The organism is Cellulomonas phragmiteti (assembly GCF_016862775.1).
Classification (GTDB): Bacteria; Actinomycetota; Actinomycetes; order Actinomycetales; family Cellulomonadaceae; genus Cellulomonas; species Cellulomonas phragmiteti.
In genome coordinates, this window is the sequence record NZ_BONP01000003.1 from 140,574 (window position 1) to 154,339 (window position 13,766).

The following is a 13,766-nucleotide window of genomic DNA, read 5'->3' on the forward strand; positions in this document are numbered from 1 at the left end:
TGCCACGCTACCGGCGCTCGCCCCGGCGCGACCGTCGGGACAGGATGGGGCGCGTGCTGCACTCGTGGGACGCCGGCGCCGTGCGCGCGGCCGAGGAACCGCTGCTCGCTGCCGGGGAGCCGCTCATGGCCCGCGCGTCGTTCGCGCTCGCGACGCGCGTCGCGAGCCTCCTGCGGGAGACCCGGGGACGGGCCGGCGGGTCGCGGGTGGTGCTCCTGGTCGGCTCCGGCCACAACGGCGGCGACGCGCTGCACGCCGGCGCGCTGCTGGCCCGCCGGGGGGTGGCCGTCAGCGCCGTCCTCACCACCGAGCGCGTCCACGCCGAGGGGCTCGCGGCGCTGCGCGCGGCGCACGGCCACGTCCTCGCGGTCGACCACGACGACCAGGCCGTTCCCGACGCGGTCGCCGCGGCGCTCGCTACGGCGGACGTGGTGCTCGACGGGCTGCTCGGCCTCGGGGGGCGCGGCGGTGTGCGCGGCCCGGCCGCCCGGCTCGTCGCGCACGTCGCGCAGGCCCGGCCCCGGCCCGTCGTGGTGGCGGTCGACCTGCCGTCCGGCGTCGGCGTGGACGACGGGACGCGCAACGGCGTGGTCCTCGACGCCGACCTCACCGTGACGTTCGGTGCGTACAAGCCCGCGCTGCTGCTGCCGCCCGCGGCGGCGGCGGCCGGTCGCGTCGAGCTCGTCGACATCGGCCTGGCGCCCGCCGGCCCGCCCGCCGTCGCGCGGCTCGAGGCGCACGACGTGGCCGCGCTGTGGCCCGTGCCGGCCCCGGACGCGCACAAGTACGTGCGGGGGGTGCTGGGCGTCGTCACCGGGTCGGCGCGGTACCCGGGCGCCGCCGTGCTGACCGTGGCCGGGGCGGTGCGTGCCGGCGTCGGCATGGTGCGCTACATCGGGTCCGCCGGTCCGCAGGTGCTCGCCGCGCACCCGGAGGTCGTCGTGGGCGACGGGCGCGTGCAGGCGTGGGTCGTGGGCTCCGGGGTGGCGCCCGACGACGACGAGCAGCGCCGACGGGTGCGCGACGCCCTCGTGCACGCCGTCGGCCACGACGAGCCCGTCGTCGTCGACGCCGGTGCCCTGGACCTGCTGCCGGACGCGGTCCCGGCGCACGTCGTGCTCACCCCGCACGCGGGCGAGCTGGCGGCGCTGCTGACGGCGCGCGGCGAGCACGTCGCCCGCGCGGACGTCGAGGCAGCGCCGCTGGCGCACGCGCGGCGCGCGCACGACCTGACCGGCGCGACCGTCCTGCTCAAGGGCGGCACGACGGTGGTGGCCGGGCCGCACGGCGCCACGTACGCCCAGGCCGACGGCCCGTCGTGGCTCGCCACCGCGGGCGCGGGCGACGTGCTGGCCGGCGTCGTCGGCGCGCTGCTCGCCGGGCGGGCGGCGGACGCCGTGGCCGATCCGACGCTGCCGGCCGCACTGGCCGCCGCCGCGGCCCTGGTGCACGGGCGCGCCGCCGGGCACGCGAACCCGGGAGGGCCCGTGACGGCGGGCGACGTCGCGGACGCGCTGCCCGCCGTCGTCGCCGGGGTGCTGCGCGCGTGAGCGGCACCGCGCCGCTCGCCGGCCCGCTGGTCGAGCGGCTGCACCGGCTGCTCGCGACCAGCGGCCGCCGGGTCCTGGGGATCGCGGGGGCTCCCGGCGCGGGCAAGTCGACGCTCGCGGCGCAGGTGGCCGCGGAGCTCGGCGACCGGTGCGTGGTCGTCCCGATGGACGGGTTCCACCTCGCGCAGACCGAGCTCGAGCGCATCGGACGCGCCGACCGCAAGGGAGCGCCCGACACGTTCGACGCCGACGGCTACGTCGCACTGCTGCGGCGCCTGCGCGCACCGCGGCCCGGGCACGTGGTGTACGCACCCGAGTACCGCCGCGACCTGCGCAACCCGGTCGCCGGCGCGGTCGCCGTCCCGGCCGAGGTGCCGCTCGTGGTGACGGAGGGCAACTACCTGCTGCTCGACGGGCACGGGTTCGCGCCGGTCGCCGGGTTGCTCGACGAGGCGTGGTTCGTCGCGCCCGACGACGACGTCCGGCTGGCGCGGCTCGTCGCCCGCCACGAGCGGTTCGGCAAGCCGCCCGCGGCGGCACGGGCGTGGTCGACCGGGCCGGACGCGGCGAACGCCCGGCTCGTCGCCCCGACCGCCGTCCGCGCCGACGTCGTCGTGGGCCCCGACCTCCTGGCATGACGCGCCCCGTCGCGTCGGCCACGGGCGTGCGCGGTGAGACACTGGCGGGCGTGAACGACTTCCCGGCACGCGCGGTCGTCGACCTGGGGGCGGTGCGCGGCAACGTCCGCGCGCTCGCGGCCCACGCCCCGACGGCCCAGGTCATGGCCGTGGTGAAGGCCGACGCGTACGGGCACGGCCTGGTGCCGGCCGCGCTCGCCGCCCTCGAGGGCGGCGCCACCTGGCTCGGCACGGCGCAGGTCGCCGAGGCGCTGCACCTGCGCCGCGCGGGCGTCACGGGCGCCCGCGTCCTGACGTGGCTGTACGCGCCGGGTGCGCCGCTGCGCGAGGCGGTCGAGGCGGACGTGGACCTCTCGGTCGCCTCCCGCTGGGCCCTGGACGACGTGGTCGCGGCGGCGCGTGCGGCGGGGCGGACCGCCCGGGTGCACCTCAAGGTCGACACGGGCCTCGGACGCAACGGCCTGGTGCCCGCGCAGCTGCCCGACGTGCTCACCGCCGCGCTCGGCGCGGAGGCGGAGGGGCTCGTGCGCGTCGTCGGCGTGTGGTCGCACCTCGCGTTCGCCGACGCGCCGGACCACCCGGTCGTCGTCCGGCAGGCGGCGACGTTCGCGGACGCCGTCGCCGCGGTGGAGGCGGCGGGTGCGCGCCTCGAGGTCCGGCACCTGGCCAACTCCGCCGCCACGCTGACGTCCCCGGCGCTGCACTGGGACCTCGTGCGCCCGGGCATCGCCGTGTACGGCGTGACGCCCGTGCCGGACCTCGGCGGGCCCGAGCGGTTCGGGCTGGTGCCGGCGATGACGCTGGAGGCGGAGCTCGCGACGGTCAAGCCCGTGCCGGCCGGGTCCGGGGTGTCCTACGGGCACGAGTACGTCGTCCCGCACGACACCGTGCTGGGCGTGGTGCCGCTCGGCTACTCCGACGGCATCCCGCGGCACGCGTCCGGCACGGCGGACCGGTGGGGCGGGCCGGTGCAGGTCGCGGGTCGGCGGCTGGGCATCGCGGGGCGCGTGTGCATGGACCAGGTGGTCCTCGACCTGGGCCCGGGTGCGCAGGAGGTCGCCGGTGACCGCGTCGTGCTGTGGGGCGACGGCCGCGACGGCGGGCCGACCGCGCAGGACTGGGCCGACGTCGCCGGCACGATCGCGTACGAGATCGTGACCCGCCTCGGTGCGCGGGTGCCGCGCACGTACGTCGACTCCGAGCGCGGCGACGCGCTGGTGTCCTCCTCGACCGTCGGGGGTGCGTGATGACGGCCGTGGTCCGGCTCCCGGACGCCGACGCCACCCGCGCCTGGGGGCGGGCGCTCGCGGGCGTGCTGCGCGCCGGTGACCTGGTCGTGCTCACCGGCGACCTCGGGGCGGGCAAGACGACGCTGACGCAGGGCCTCGGTGAGGGGCTGGGCGTGCGCGGACAGGTCGCGTCCCCGACGTTCGTCATCGCCCGGGAGCACCCGCCGCTGCCGCGCGCCGACGGCTCGCGCGGCCCTGCGCTCGTGCACGTCGACGCGTACCGGCTGGGCTCGCTGGACGAGGTCGAGGCGCTCGACCTGGACGCGGCGCTCGACGAGGCCGTCACGGTCGTCGAGTGGGGCGCCGGCTGGGTCGAGGGGCTGACCGACGACCGCCTCGAGCTGGCCCTGCAGCGCCCGCACGGCGGTGTCGTCGACGACGTCGAGGACGCCGCCGCGGGAGAGCGGGTGCTCACCGCGCGCGGCGTGGGGCCGCGGTGGGCGGGCGTCGTGCTGCCCGCGGAGCCCGCGAGCGGGCCGGACGCGAGAGGTGCGGGCGACCGCACGGAGGAGGGGTCCTGATGCACCTGGGGATCGACACGTCGGGTGAGGTCGCGGCGTCGCTGGTGCTCGACGCCGACCGGGCCGAGACGCTCTCCGACGACGAGCCGCGCCGGCACGCGGAGCTGCTGACCCCGCTGATCACCGAGCTGCTCGCGCGGCACGGGCGGACCGTGCAGGACGTCGAGAGCGTCGTGGTGGGCACCGGGCCCGCACCGTTCACCGGTCTGCGCGTCGGGCTGGTGACCGCGCGCGTCCTGGGCCTGGCGCTCGGGGTGCCCGTGCACGGCGTCCCGAGCCTGGACGCCCTGGCCGAGGCTGCGGCCTGGTCGGGCCTCGACGACGGCACGCCGCTGCTCGTCGTGACGGACGCCCGGCGCCGGGAGGTGTACTGGGCCCGCTACGAGGTGCGCGACGGCGTGGCGGTACCGACGGCGGGCCCGGAGGTGGGCGCGCCCGCCGACGTCCCCCGGACGCCCGACGAGGTCGTGCTGGGGGCGGGGCGTGACCTCTACCCGCAGGTGTTCGGCGCCGCCGATCCGCGGCTGACCCCCGAGGTCCCGATGCTGCGCCGGCCGGACCCGACGCTCCTCGTGCGCATCGCGCAGCGGCGCCTGGCGGCGGGGGCGGAGCTGCCCGCGGACCCCCTGTACCTGCGGCGTCCCGACGCCGTGCCGCCGGCGGCGGGCAAGCGGGTCCTGGCGTGAGCACCGCCGTCGTCGACGTCACCGTGCGGCCGCTGGTCGCCGGCGACCTGGCCGCGCTGGACCGCATGGAGCGCACGCTGTTCGGCATCAGCGCGTGGTCGCGCCAGATGCTCGCCGACGAGCTCGTCGGTCCGGGACGGACGTACGTCGGTGCGACGCTGCCCGGCGGGTCGCTCGTCGGGTACGCCGGCATCTGGTTCGACGGGCGCGACGCGCAGGTCATGACGGTCGCCACGGACCCCGGCTACCAGGGACGCGGGATCGCGCGGCGCATGCTGGGCGTCCTGCTCGAGCGGGCGCGCGACCTGCGGGCCGAGTCCGTGCTGCTGGAGGTCCGGGTCGACAACGCGCCCGCGATCCACCTGTACGAGAGCCTGGGCTTCACGCAGCTGGGCCGCCGCCGGGGCTACTACCAGCCGGAGAACGTCGACGCCTGGACGATGCAGCTGCTGCTGCCCCGCCCGGCCGCGGACGAGGGGGAGCGATGAGGACCGACGACGCGGCGCGGCGGGACGTCCTGGTGGACGTCGACGAGCTCGCGCGGCTGCTGGCCGACGACGAGACCCCGACCCTCCTCGACGTCCGGTGGGTGCTGGGCCGCACCGACGGCCACGAGCAGTACCTCGCGGGGCACCTGCCCGGCGCCGTCCACGTCGACCTCGACACCGAGCTGGCCGCGCCGCCCTCCCCGGCCGCCGGTCGGCACCCGCTGCCGGACGTCGCCGACCTCGAGCGCGCGGCGCGGCGCTGGGGCGTGCGCGAGGGCGGTGCCGTGGTGGTGTACGACGACGCGGGCGGCATGTCGGCGGCCCGCGCGTGGTGGCTGCTGCGCTGGGCGGGGGTGCGGGACGTGCGGATCCTCGACGGCGGCCTCGGAGCCTGGGCGCAGGCCGGGTACGAGGTCGAGCCCGGTGACGTCGTTCCCGAGCCGGGCGACGTGGTCCTCGTGCCCGGTGCGTTGACGACGGTCGACGCCGACGGCGCCGCGGCCCTCGCGACGGACGGCGTGCTGCTCGACGCGCGCGCCCCCGAGCGGTACGCGGGCCAGGTCGAGCCGGTCGACCCGCGCGCCGGGCACGTCCCGGGGGCCTGCAGCGCGCCGACGTCCGCGAACCTGGGGCCTGACGGCCGGTTCCTCGACGGGGAGTCCCTGGCAGCGCGGTTCGCGGCGGTCGGCGTCCCGGCGGGCGGCGACGGCCCGCCGGTCGCGGTCTACTGCGGCTCCGGGGTGACGGCGGCGCACCAGGTCGCGGCGCTCGCGGTGATCGGGGTCGACGCCGCCCTGTACCCGGGCTCGTGGTCGCAGTGGGCGCACGACCCCGACCGGCCGGTCGCCACCGGCTGACGGTCAGACCTCGCGCGCGACCTCGTCCCAGGACAGGCGCGGCGCGCGGGGCCGGTCGGTGCCCTCCCCGTCGGGCCAGCCGACGTTGAGGACGGACAGCGTTCGCCACCCGGTGCCGGTGAGGAACTCGGCGTCGACGCCGTCCGCGTCGATGCCCGTCATCGGACCGACGCCGAGTCCGGCGGCCCGCAGCCCCACCACGAGGTACCCGGTCTGCAGCCACGCGTTCTCGCGCGCCATGCGCTCGCGGACCTCGGGCACGCCGGCGAGGCGGTCGCCCGCCGTCGGTGCGTGCGGTGCGAGCGTCGGCAGGTGGAGGTGGAAGTCCGTGTCCGCGGCGACGACGAGGGTGACGGGGGCCGCCAGCACGCGCTCGCGGTTGAACTCGGCCACGTGGGCGGCCAGCCGCTCGCGCGCCTCGCGGCTGCGCACGACGAGCAGCCGCAGGGGCGTCGAGTTGTTCGCGGTCGGTCCCCAGCGCACGGTGTCGTGGACGGCGCGCAGCAGGTCCTCGGGCACGGTGTCGTCGACGAACCGGCTCACGGTCCGCGCGCCGGTGAACACGAGGTCCGCGAGGGCGGTGTCGTCGGACGGCAGCAGGGTGGACGTCTCGTCGATCAGGTCGGTGGTCGCCATGCCGCCTGCAACGTCCGTGCCCGCGCCCCGATGCCCCGGGGCAGCCGTGAGGCGTGCCACACCGGGTGCGCCGCCTATCCTGAGGGGGTGAGCGCGCCCCTCGTCCTCGGGATCGAGACCTCCTGCGACGAGACCGGCGTCGGCCTCGTGCGCGGCTACGACCTCCTCGTCGACGCGGTCGCCAGCTCGGTCGACGAGCACGCGCGGTTCGGGGGGATCATCCCCGAGATCGCGGCGCGGGCCCACCTCGAGGCGATGGTCCCGACCATCGAGCGGGCGCTCGCCACGGCGCAGGTCACGCTCGACGAGGTGGACGCGATCGCCGTGACCGCCGGGCCGGGGCTGGTCGGGCCGCTGACCACCGGTGCGGCCGCGGCCAAGGCGCTCGCCCTGGGGCTCGGCAAGCCGCTGTACGGCGTCAACCACGTCATCGGCCACGCGGTCGTCGACGAGCTCGTCGACGGGCCCTTCCCGGAGCGCGTCATGGCGCTCGTCGTGTCCGGCGGGCACTCCTCGTTGCTGCTGGTCGACGACACCGTGCACGTCACCGAGCTCGGCTCGACGCTCGACGACGCGGCGGGGGAGGCGTTCGACAAGGTCGGCCGCCTGCTCGGCCTGCCGTACCCCGGCGGCCCGCACATCGACCGGCTGGCGCGCGAGGGCGACCCGGCGGCGATCCGCTTCCCGCGGGGTCTGACCGCGCCCAAGGACCAGGCGCGGCACGCCACCGACTTCTCGTTCTCCGGGCTCAAGACCGCGGTCGCCCGGTGGGTCGAGTCGCGTCGGGACGCGGGCGAGGAGATCCCGCTCGAGGACGTCGCCGCGTCGTTCGCCGCGGCGGTCGCCGACGTGCTCACGGCGAAGACGATCGCGGCGTGCCGGCGCGAGGGCGTGTCGACGCTCGTCGTCGGCGGCGGGTTCTCGGCCAACTCCCAGCTGCGGGACATGGCGGCGGAGCGCTGTGCGCAGGCGGGCATCGAGCTGCGGATCCCGCCGATCCGCTACTGCACCGACAACGGCGCGATGATCGCGGCGCTCGGGTCGGCGGTCGTGCGCCGTGGGATGCCGGCGTCACCGCTCGACCTGCCGGTCGACTCGACCATGCCGCTCACGCAGGTGCTCGTCTGAGTCCGGCACCGCACGGACCGCACGGCCCCGGACGGGGGCCGATGGGCTGCTTCGACGCGGTCCGACGGGTCAGGCGGGGGTGCTCCACAGGCGCCAGATGCGCGAGCCGAGCCCGAACGCGACGGCGCACAGGACGGCCGACAGCAGGACGGGCCCCCATCCGACGCTCGTGTGCATCGACAGCACCTCGTCGGTCCGGGTGAGCGTCACCGGGCTGCCCAGCCAGCTCAGCTCGATGACGCCGCCACCCATCTCCGCGACCGCGTCGAGGGCCCCCATCTGCCACGCGAGCCACATGTAGGCGGGCAGCACGAGACCGACGAGCCCGGCGAGGACGGCGCCGTCCGTCCAGCGGGGGCGCTCGTGCTCGAGGTCGGCGAAGTAGGCGGCCGCGAGCCCCGAGCGTCCGACGCGCAGGCCGCCGGTCTCACGCAGGTCAGAGCGGCCGGCCCGCGGCCATCTCCGCGAGCAGCGAGCGGACCACGGGCTCGAGCTCGCCCGCGTGCCGCCGCGCGACCGCGCGCTGCCGCTGGTACGACGCCCCGCGGCGCAGGATCACCCGCACCTGCTCGAGCTCCGCGGCGCAGCCGAGCCGCTCGGCGACCGGGGCCAGCTCGGCCAGCCACCGGCCGACGGAGTCCGTCACCAGCTCCTCGTCGCCGGCCGCGTCGGTGATGACGATCGCGTCCATGCCGTAGCGCGCCGAGCGCCACTTGTTCTCCTGGACGAACCACGGCGGCAGCGTCGGCAGCGGCTCGCCCGCGTCGAGCATCGAGGAGAAGTGCTCCACGAGGCAGTGCGTGAACGCGCTGATCGCCGTCACCTCGAGCAGGTTCGCCGCGCCGTCGGCGATGCGCATCTCCAGGGTGCCGAAGTGCGGCGCGGGCCGGATGTCCCAGCGGACCTCGTTCATCTCGTCGATGACGCCGGTGTGCCGCATGTCGCCGACGTACTGCTCGAGCTGCTCCCAGCGCTCGAACTGCGGGGGCAGCCCCGCGGTCGGCAGCTGCTGGAACAGCAGCGCGCGGTTCGACGCGTACCCCGTGTCCTTGCCGCCCCAGAACGGCGACGACGCCGACAGGGACTGGATGTGCGGGAACACGGTGAGCATCGCCCGGCTCAGCGGCAGCACCTTGTCGCGGTCCTCGATGCCCACGTGCACGTGCACGCCGTAGATGAGCATCTGCCGACCCCACCACTGCGTGCGGTCGATGAGGGTCGCGTAGCGCTGCTTGTCGGTCACGCGCTGCGTCGCCCAGCTCGCGAACGGGTGCGTGCCGGCCCCCATGAGCTCGATGCGCAGCGGCCGCGCGGCGGCGGCGACCTCGTCGAGCGCCCGCTGCAGGTCCGCGCCGGCCTCGCCGACCGTGCGGCACTTGCCCGACGAGACCTCGACGGTGTTGAGCAGCAGCTCCGAGGTGATGTGCGGGTGGTCGCGGCCGTCGGCGGGGCGCACGGCCTCGAAGATCGCCTGGGCGGCCTGCCGCAGGTCCCCGGAGTCGGCGTCGACGAGCGCCACCTCCCACTCGATGCCGACCGTCGAGCGCTCGGAGCGCGCGAACGGCAGCGCGACCGGCGCCGCCATCAGACGGGCTCCACGACGAGCACGCGCTGCTGCCCGGCGACGCGGGTGAGCACGACCGTGCCCTCGGACGGCCCCCGCAGGTCCAGCTGGCGGCGCAGCGTCTCGGGGACGACCGCGGTGCCGCGCTTCTTGATCGTCAGGCGTCCGACCCCGCGCTCGCGCAGGTACGTGCGCAGGCGCTTGAGTCCGAACGGCAGGTCGTCGAGCACCCGGTACGCGGTGGCCAGGGGCTGCCAGGCGGTGCGGTCGGCGAGGGCGTCGGAGGTCACGTAGGCGATCGTGGGGTCCACGAGGCGTCCGCGCACGCGGTGGGCGATCGTCCCGACCAGGCCGGCGCGGATCACGGCACCGTCGGGCTCGTACAGGTAGCCGCCGACGGGCCCGACGGGCGGGGCGTCGTCCTCGCCGTCCGGGTCGGCGCGCAGCGCGGACGCGCTGCCGGCGCGCAGGACGAGGGCCGAGCGACCCGGCCCGTCGGGCGCGAGCGGCCCGAACCACAGGCCGAGCTCGACGACCTCGCCGTCGGAGGAGACCCACTGCGCCTCGGCGTCGTGGGGCAGGTCGCGGTGCGCGATGCCGGGGCCGAGCTTGAGGCCGAGCGCGGGCACCGTCGCCCGCACCGCCAGCACCTCGTCGAGCGGCGGGGAGTAGGCGCGGGGGTCGAACACCCGCCGCCCCGTGCCGGTCCGGCGTGCGGGGTCGGCGTACACGCCGTCCACGCCCTCGGCGGCCAGGTCCAGCGCGAGGCCGTCGCCCATGCGTACCTGGACCTCGGGGAACGCGCGCAGGTTCACGGTCGCGAGCGCGGCCGTCGTCTCGTCGACGTCCGTCGCGAGCACCCGCAGGCCGACGCCGGCCATCGCGAGGGCGTCCGCGCCCAGGCCGCACGTCAGGTCCGCCACGTAGCCGCAGCCGGCGTCGCGGTACCGGCGGGCGTGGTGCGCGGCGACCTCCAGGCGGGTGGCCTGCTCGAGCCCGGCCACGGTGAAGAGCATCCCCTCGGCGAAGTCGCCGAGCTTGCCGCGCGCCTTGGCGCGCAGTCGCGACTGCGTGAGCGCGGCGGCCACCAGGCCGGCGTCGAACCCGTCCTTCTGCAGCCGCTCGGCGAGCGGGAGCGCGAACCGCTCGTCGTACGGCGGCAGCGCCTGCAGCAGCGCCCAGCCGTCGGGACTGAGCAGCTTGACCAGTCCGGCGTCGTCCACGGTCCCACCCTCCCACGTCGTGCCCGTCGGCCTCGCGCGCCGACACGCCCCGGCCCCGTCCCGCGTCCCCGGGAGCAGCGCGGACGCGCCGGATCCTGGCACTCGGGTTGACCGAGTGCTAACGCGTTCCTAGAGTGAGGAACTGGCACTCTCCCCGTGAGGGTGCCAACCGCTCCCGTGGCCCGGCTCCCGCGACGACGGCGCGACGGTGCGGCGCAGACACGCCTGAACTACTCACACGCGAAGGGGAGGTCCGCTGTGTCGGTCTCCATCAAGCCCCTCGAGGACCGCATCGTCGTCAAGGCCCTCGAGGCCGAGACGACGACCGCGTCTGGTCTCGTCATCCCGGACAGCGCCAAGGAGAAGCCCCAGGAGGGCGAGGTCCTGGCGGTGGGCCCGGGTCGCATCGACGACAAGGGCAACCGCGTGCCGCTGGACGTGGCCGTGGGCGACAAGGTCATCTACTCCAAGTACGGCGGCACCGAGGTGAAGTACAACGGCGAGGAGTACCTCATCCTCTCCGCCCGCGACATCCTCGCGGTCGTCGCCTGACGACAGCTCTGCTGACGGGGACCCGTCCCCGGCACGACGAAGGCCCCCTCCCGCGGGAGGGGGCCTTCGTCGTGCCAGGAGGTGTGGTCGGCAGGAGTCAGGCGGTGACGCGGCGACCGGCGCGCTCGGCGAGGACCGCGGCGCGCTCCTCCTCCGACAGCCCGCCCCACACGCCGTAGGGCTCGCGGACGGCCAGCGACTGCTCGCGGCACTCGTTCAGCACGGGGCACGAGGCGCAGATGGCCTTGGCAGCCTCGGCGCGGCGGCGACGCGCCGAGCCGCGCTCGCCCTCGGGGTGGAAGAAGAGGTCCTGGTCGGCATCGCGGCACGCGCCGTCGAACTGCCACTCCCACAGGTCCATCACCGGTCCGGGGAGACGCGAGATCTCGGCCATGTGTTCCTCCTTGGCTCCTGCGTGGTCGTCCTGCGGCACCGGCCGGGACGAAAGTCGGTGGTCGTCGCGGTTTCCCGTGTCGACTGCCGTAACCGTACAACCGCTTCAGAAGTTGTTCAAGACCCAGTTTGTGGCGCGATCATGCGCAACGGTGCGTGACGCGATCTGGACGCGGGTGCAGGACGGATGTCCGGCCGCCCGGCGTCGTCCGACGAGGTCCGCGTCGAAGCGCGCCACCACGGCTGGCACAATCGCGTCATGGTCCCTGCCGCAGACGAGACCTCGACGGGTCCGCAGGACGCCGCGCCCGCCGACGCGGAGCGCTCCGGTGCCGCCGACCTGCCCGAGGTCGAGCCGCCGGGTGCGAGCGGGCCCGCGCTGACCGTCGCCGCGGTCGCGCGCCGCCTCGGCGTCGCGCCGGCGACGCTGCGGACCTGGGACCGTCGCTACGGCCTCGGCCCCTCCGAGCACTCGGCGGGCGCCCACCGGCGCTACACGGCGCACGACCTCGAGCGGCTGCTCGTCATGCGGCGCCTCACCATCGACGGCGTCGCCCCGGCCGAGGCGGCGCGGCTGGCGCTGGCGTCGGAGGTCCACGACGTCGCCCCGGCCCCCGCCGGCAGCGACGACCTCACCGGCATGCTCCCGCCGGCCCGCACGACCGGCCCGCCGGCGGCCCGGCGCGGCCCCACCGGCCCGACGACGACCGGGGTGCCGACCGGTGGGCCGAGCGACGTGGCCGCGCTCGTCGACGCCGCGCTCACCGGACGCGCCGACCGCTGCGCCGCCCTGCTCGACACAGGGGGGCACGACCTCACGCGGTGGTGGTCGGACCGGGTGCAGCCCGCCCTCGCCGCGCTCGCGCGCCGCACCGTCGTCGAGCGGCCCGGGGTCGACGCGCGCGAGACGCTCGTCGCCGCCGTGCTCGCGGCGCTGCGCGCCCGCACCTCCGCACCGCCCCCGACCGGCGCCCCGGTCGTCCTGCTGCTGCCCGTGCCCGGCGAGCCCCGGCCCGTCCTCGCGCACGTGCTCGCGGCCGCACTGGTCGACGGCGGCGTCGACGCAAGGCTCGTCGCGGGGCCCGTCTCGACCCGCCATGCCGGAGAGCTCGCGCTCATGACGCGGGCGCGCGCCGTCGTGACCCTCTCCGAGTCCGCGACGCCCGACCTGTCCGTGGTCGCCAGCCTGGCGCAGGAGCGCACCGACCTGCCGCAGTTCGTCATGGTCGCCGAGACGGCCGGGTCCCACGTGCCGCTCGACCGCTCCGTGCACCGTTCCCGCACCCTCCCGGGCCTCATCCACGAGGCGCTCGCAGCCGTCGCGCAGTCTGCATCGCTGTGACGCGGTGTCATCCGGCCACGACGGTGACCCGTTCGCGTGACGGCATTCCACGTGTCCGCCCGCAACCGTGAGGAAACGGCGCGTTCGATTCTCGACGGTCGGTCACGAGGGCTAACGTGACGCACCGGTAACGCCGATGCAGGCATGGACCCGTGCACGCATGTGGTGTCGGGATCGGCGGAGGAGGAACCCCCATGGCTGGAGTCGTGGTGTGTCACGGCTCGGCGACCGTTCGTGAGCGGCTCGTCGTCACATCGATCGGCGTGCCCTCGTTGGCGCCCGTGCGCGCAGCGGCGACGGCGGACGAGCTGCTCGCGCTCGCGCGGCGCATCGCCCCCACGGTGGTGCTGCTCGACGCGCACCTGCCCGGGGCAGGACCGGCGGAGGCGATCCGACGACTGCGCGCCGTCGCGCCCTCGGCCGCGGTCGTGCTGCTCGCCGGCCCCGAGGACGGCGAGGCCCTCGACCGCGCGCTCGCCCTGGGCGCCCGCGGGTTCCTCGCGCCCGACGTCGGCCGCGCCGAGCTCGCGGCGGTCGCCGCGCACGTCCAGGCGAGCCCGGTCTCGTCCGCGCCGCCCGGCTCCCCGGCCGTGCCGCACCCGGCGTCGCCCCTGCAGGAGAACCACGGGGCGCGCGCCGACGCCGGTGTCGCCGCACGCCCGGCGGACGCCACGCCCGTGCTGACCAAGCGGGAGATCGAGGTGCTCGTCGGCATGAGCCACGGGCGGTCGAACGCGCAGATCGGGCAGGAGCTCTTCCTCTCGGAGGACACCGTCAAGACCCACGCGCGCCGGCTCTTCCGCAAGCTCGGTGCGTCGGACCGGGCCCAGGCCGTCGCCATCGGCCTGCGGCGGGGGATCATCGACTGAGAGGGCGTCCGCGTCCCGTCCCGCGCCCCG

Annotated in this window: 16 protein-coding genes; 11 read left to right on the forward strand and 5 right to left on the reverse strand. The window is 76.6% G+C overall.

Features of this window, described 5'->3' with window-relative positions; all coding sequences use genetic code 11:
• Positions 1-53 precede the first annotated feature (53 nt).
• Genes Cph01nite_RS03990 through Cph01nite_RS04020 form a run of 7 tightly spaced genes read left to right on the forward strand, consistent with a single transcriptional unit; the run spans position 54 to position 6,029 of the window.
• The gene (locus Cph01nite_RS03990) at positions 54-1,550 is read left to right on the forward strand and encodes an NAD(P)H-hydrate epimerase (protein WP_203671313.1); all 1,497 of its coding nucleotides are present in this window, start codon (positions 54-56) and stop codon (positions 1,548-1,550) included.
• The gene (locus Cph01nite_RS03995) at positions 1,547-2,188 is read left to right on the forward strand and encodes a nucleoside/nucleotide kinase family protein (RefSeq protein ID WP_203671315.1); all 642 of its coding nucleotides are present in this window, start codon (positions 1,547-1,549) and stop codon (positions 2,186-2,188) included. The genes Cph01nite_RS03990 and Cph01nite_RS03995 overlap by 4 nt, the downstream gene beginning before the upstream one ends.
• A complete protein-coding gene (gene alr, locus Cph01nite_RS04000; protein ID WP_239069011.1) occupies positions 2,185-3,435 on the forward strand; it encodes an alanine racemase in 1,251 nt (416 codons plus the stop codon). The genes Cph01nite_RS03995 and alr overlap by 4 nt, the downstream gene beginning before the upstream one ends.
• Positions 3,435-3,998 (forward strand): tRNA (adenosine(37)-N6)-threonylcarbamoyltransferase complex ATPase subunit type 1 TsaE, encoded by a 564-nt coding sequence (tsaE, locus tag Cph01nite_RS04005; RefSeq protein WP_203671320.1) that lies wholly within the window; start codon positions 3,435-3,437, stop codon positions 3,996-3,998. Before alr ends, tsaE begins: the two co-directional genes overlap by 1 nt.
• Positions 3,998-4,684: a tRNA (adenosine(37)-N6)-threonylcarbamoyltransferase complex dimerization subunit type 1 TsaB gene (gene tsaB / locus Cph01nite_RS04010; protein WP_239069012.1), complete on the forward strand. Its 687-nt coding sequence runs from the start codon at positions 3,998-4,000 to the stop codon at positions 4,682-4,684. The genes tsaE and tsaB overlap by 1 nt, the downstream gene beginning before the upstream one ends.
• Complete coding sequence (gene rimI / locus Cph01nite_RS04015; protein WP_239069013.1) at positions 4,681-5,172, forward strand: ribosomal protein S18-alanine N-acetyltransferase; 492 nt, start codon at positions 4,681-4,683, stop codon at positions 5,170-5,172. Before tsaB ends, rimI begins: the two co-directional genes overlap by 4 nt.
• Entirely contained in the window at positions 5,169-6,029 is an 861-nt protein-coding gene (locus tag Cph01nite_RS04020; protein ID WP_203671322.1) for a sulfurtransferase, read from the forward strand. Before rimI ends, Cph01nite_RS04020 begins: the two co-directional genes overlap by 4 nt.
• A 3-nt stretch (positions 6,030-6,032) precedes the next feature.
• On the opposite strand, the gene Cph01nite_RS04025 is transcribed toward Cph01nite_RS04020, so the two are convergent.
• Entirely contained in the window at positions 6,033-6,665 is a 633-nt protein-coding gene (locus Cph01nite_RS04025) for a malonic semialdehyde reductase (protein ID WP_203671323.1), read from the reverse strand.
• Positions 6,666-6,752: 87 nt separating this feature from the next.
• Between Cph01nite_RS04025 and tsaD the strand changes: the two genes are divergently transcribed.
• Positions 6,753-7,793 carry a tRNA (adenosine(37)-N6)-threonylcarbamoyltransferase complex transferase subunit TsaD gene (tsaD, locus tag Cph01nite_RS04030; RefSeq protein WP_203671331.1) on the forward strand — a complete coding sequence of 347 codons (1,041 nt, stop codon included), beginning with the start codon at positions 6,753-6,755 and terminating at the stop codon, positions 7,791-7,793.
• Between the two features lie 69 nt (positions 7,794-7,862).
• On the opposite strand, the gene Cph01nite_RS04035 is transcribed toward tsaD, so the two are convergent.
• The 3 genes from Cph01nite_RS04035 to Cph01nite_RS04045 all read right to left on the reverse strand — a co-directional run bounded on the left by Cph01nite_RS04035 (position 7,863) and on the right by Cph01nite_RS04045 (position 10,580).
• Positions 7,863-8,105 carry a hypothetical protein gene (locus tag Cph01nite_RS04035; RefSeq protein ID WP_203671332.1) on the reverse strand — a complete coding sequence of 81 codons (243 nt, stop codon included), beginning with the start codon at positions 8,103-8,105 and terminating at the stop codon, positions 7,863-7,865.
• A gap of 124 nt (positions 8,106-8,229) precedes the next feature.
• Positions 8,230-9,378 (reverse strand): glutamate--cysteine ligase, encoded by a 1,149-nt coding sequence (locus tag Cph01nite_RS04040; protein ID WP_203671333.1) that lies wholly within the window; start codon positions 9,376-9,378, stop codon positions 8,230-8,232.
• A complete protein-coding gene (locus Cph01nite_RS04045) occupies positions 9,378-10,580 on the reverse strand; it encodes a class I SAM-dependent methyltransferase (protein ID WP_203671334.1) in 1,203 nt (400 codons plus the stop codon). The genes Cph01nite_RS04040 and Cph01nite_RS04045 overlap by 1 nt, the downstream gene beginning before the upstream one ends.
• Positions 10,581-10,838: 258 nt before the next feature.
• Between Cph01nite_RS04045 and groES the strand changes: the two genes are divergently transcribed.
• Positions 10,839-11,132: a co-chaperone GroES gene (gene groES, locus Cph01nite_RS04050; RefSeq protein WP_203671335.1), complete on the forward strand. Its 294-nt coding sequence runs from the start codon at positions 10,839-10,841 to the stop codon at positions 11,130-11,132.
• 97 nt (positions 11,133-11,229) lie between these two features.
• Here groES and Cph01nite_RS04055 read toward each other — a convergent pair whose 3' ends face one another.
• Positions 11,230-11,526 carry a WhiB family transcriptional regulator gene (locus tag Cph01nite_RS04055; RefSeq protein ID WP_203671336.1) on the reverse strand — a complete coding sequence of 99 codons (297 nt, stop codon included), beginning with the start codon at positions 11,524-11,526 and terminating at the stop codon, positions 11,230-11,232.
• A gap of 258 nt (positions 11,527-11,784) precedes the next feature.
• Between Cph01nite_RS04055 and Cph01nite_RS04060 the strand changes: the two genes are divergently transcribed.
• Positions 11,785-12,867: a MerR family transcriptional regulator gene (locus Cph01nite_RS04060; protein WP_203671338.1), complete on the forward strand. Its 1,083-nt coding sequence runs from the start codon at positions 11,785-11,787 to the stop codon at positions 12,865-12,867.
• A 194-nt stretch (positions 12,868-13,061) separates the two neighbouring features.
• The gene (locus tag Cph01nite_RS04065; RefSeq protein ID WP_203671340.1) at positions 13,062-13,736 is read left to right on the forward strand and encodes a response regulator transcription factor; all 675 of its coding nucleotides are present in this window, start codon (positions 13,062-13,064) and stop codon (positions 13,734-13,736) included.
• The last annotated feature ends 30 nt before the right edge of the window (positions 13,737-13,766 follow it).

What these genes read in the sequence shown, in the direction of transcription:
- Cph01nite_RS04020 (WP_203671322.1), top strand. Translation starts at nt 5,169, where the DNA reads ATGAGGACCGACGACGCGGCGCGGCGGGACGTCCTGGTGGACGTCGAC.
- Cph01nite_RS04040 (WP_203671333.1), bottom strand. Translation starts at nt 9,378, where the DNA reads ATGGCGGCGCCGGTCGCGCTGCCGTTCGCGCGCTCCGAGCGCTCGACG.
- Cph01nite_RS04060 (WP_203671338.1), top strand. Translation starts at nt 11,785, where the DNA reads ATGGTCCCTGCCGCAGACGAGACCTCGACGGGTCCGCAGGACGCCGCG.
- alr (WP_239069011.1), top strand. Translation starts at nt 2,185, where the DNA reads ATGACGCGCCCCGTCGCGTCGGCCACGGGCGTGCGCGGTGAGACACTG.
- Cph01nite_RS04065 (WP_203671340.1), top strand. Translation starts at nt 13,062, where the DNA reads ATGGCTGGAGTCGTGGTGTGTCACGGCTCGGCGACCGTTCGTGAGCGG.
- Cph01nite_RS04025 (WP_203671323.1), bottom strand. Translation starts at nt 6,665, where the DNA reads ATGGCGACCACCGACCTGATCGACGAGACGTCCACCCTGCTGCCGTCC.
- tsaB (WP_239069012.1), top strand. Translation starts at nt 3,998, where the DNA reads ATGCACCTGGGGATCGACACGTCGGGTGAGGTCGCGGCGTCGCTGGTG.
- tsaE (WP_203671320.1), top strand. Translation starts at nt 3,435, where the DNA reads ATGACGGCCGTGGTCCGGCTCCCGGACGCCGACGCCACCCGCGCCTGG.
- Cph01nite_RS04055 (WP_203671336.1), bottom strand. Translation starts at nt 11,526, where the DNA reads ATGGCCGAGATCTCGCGTCTCCCCGGACCGGTGATGGACCTGTGGGAG.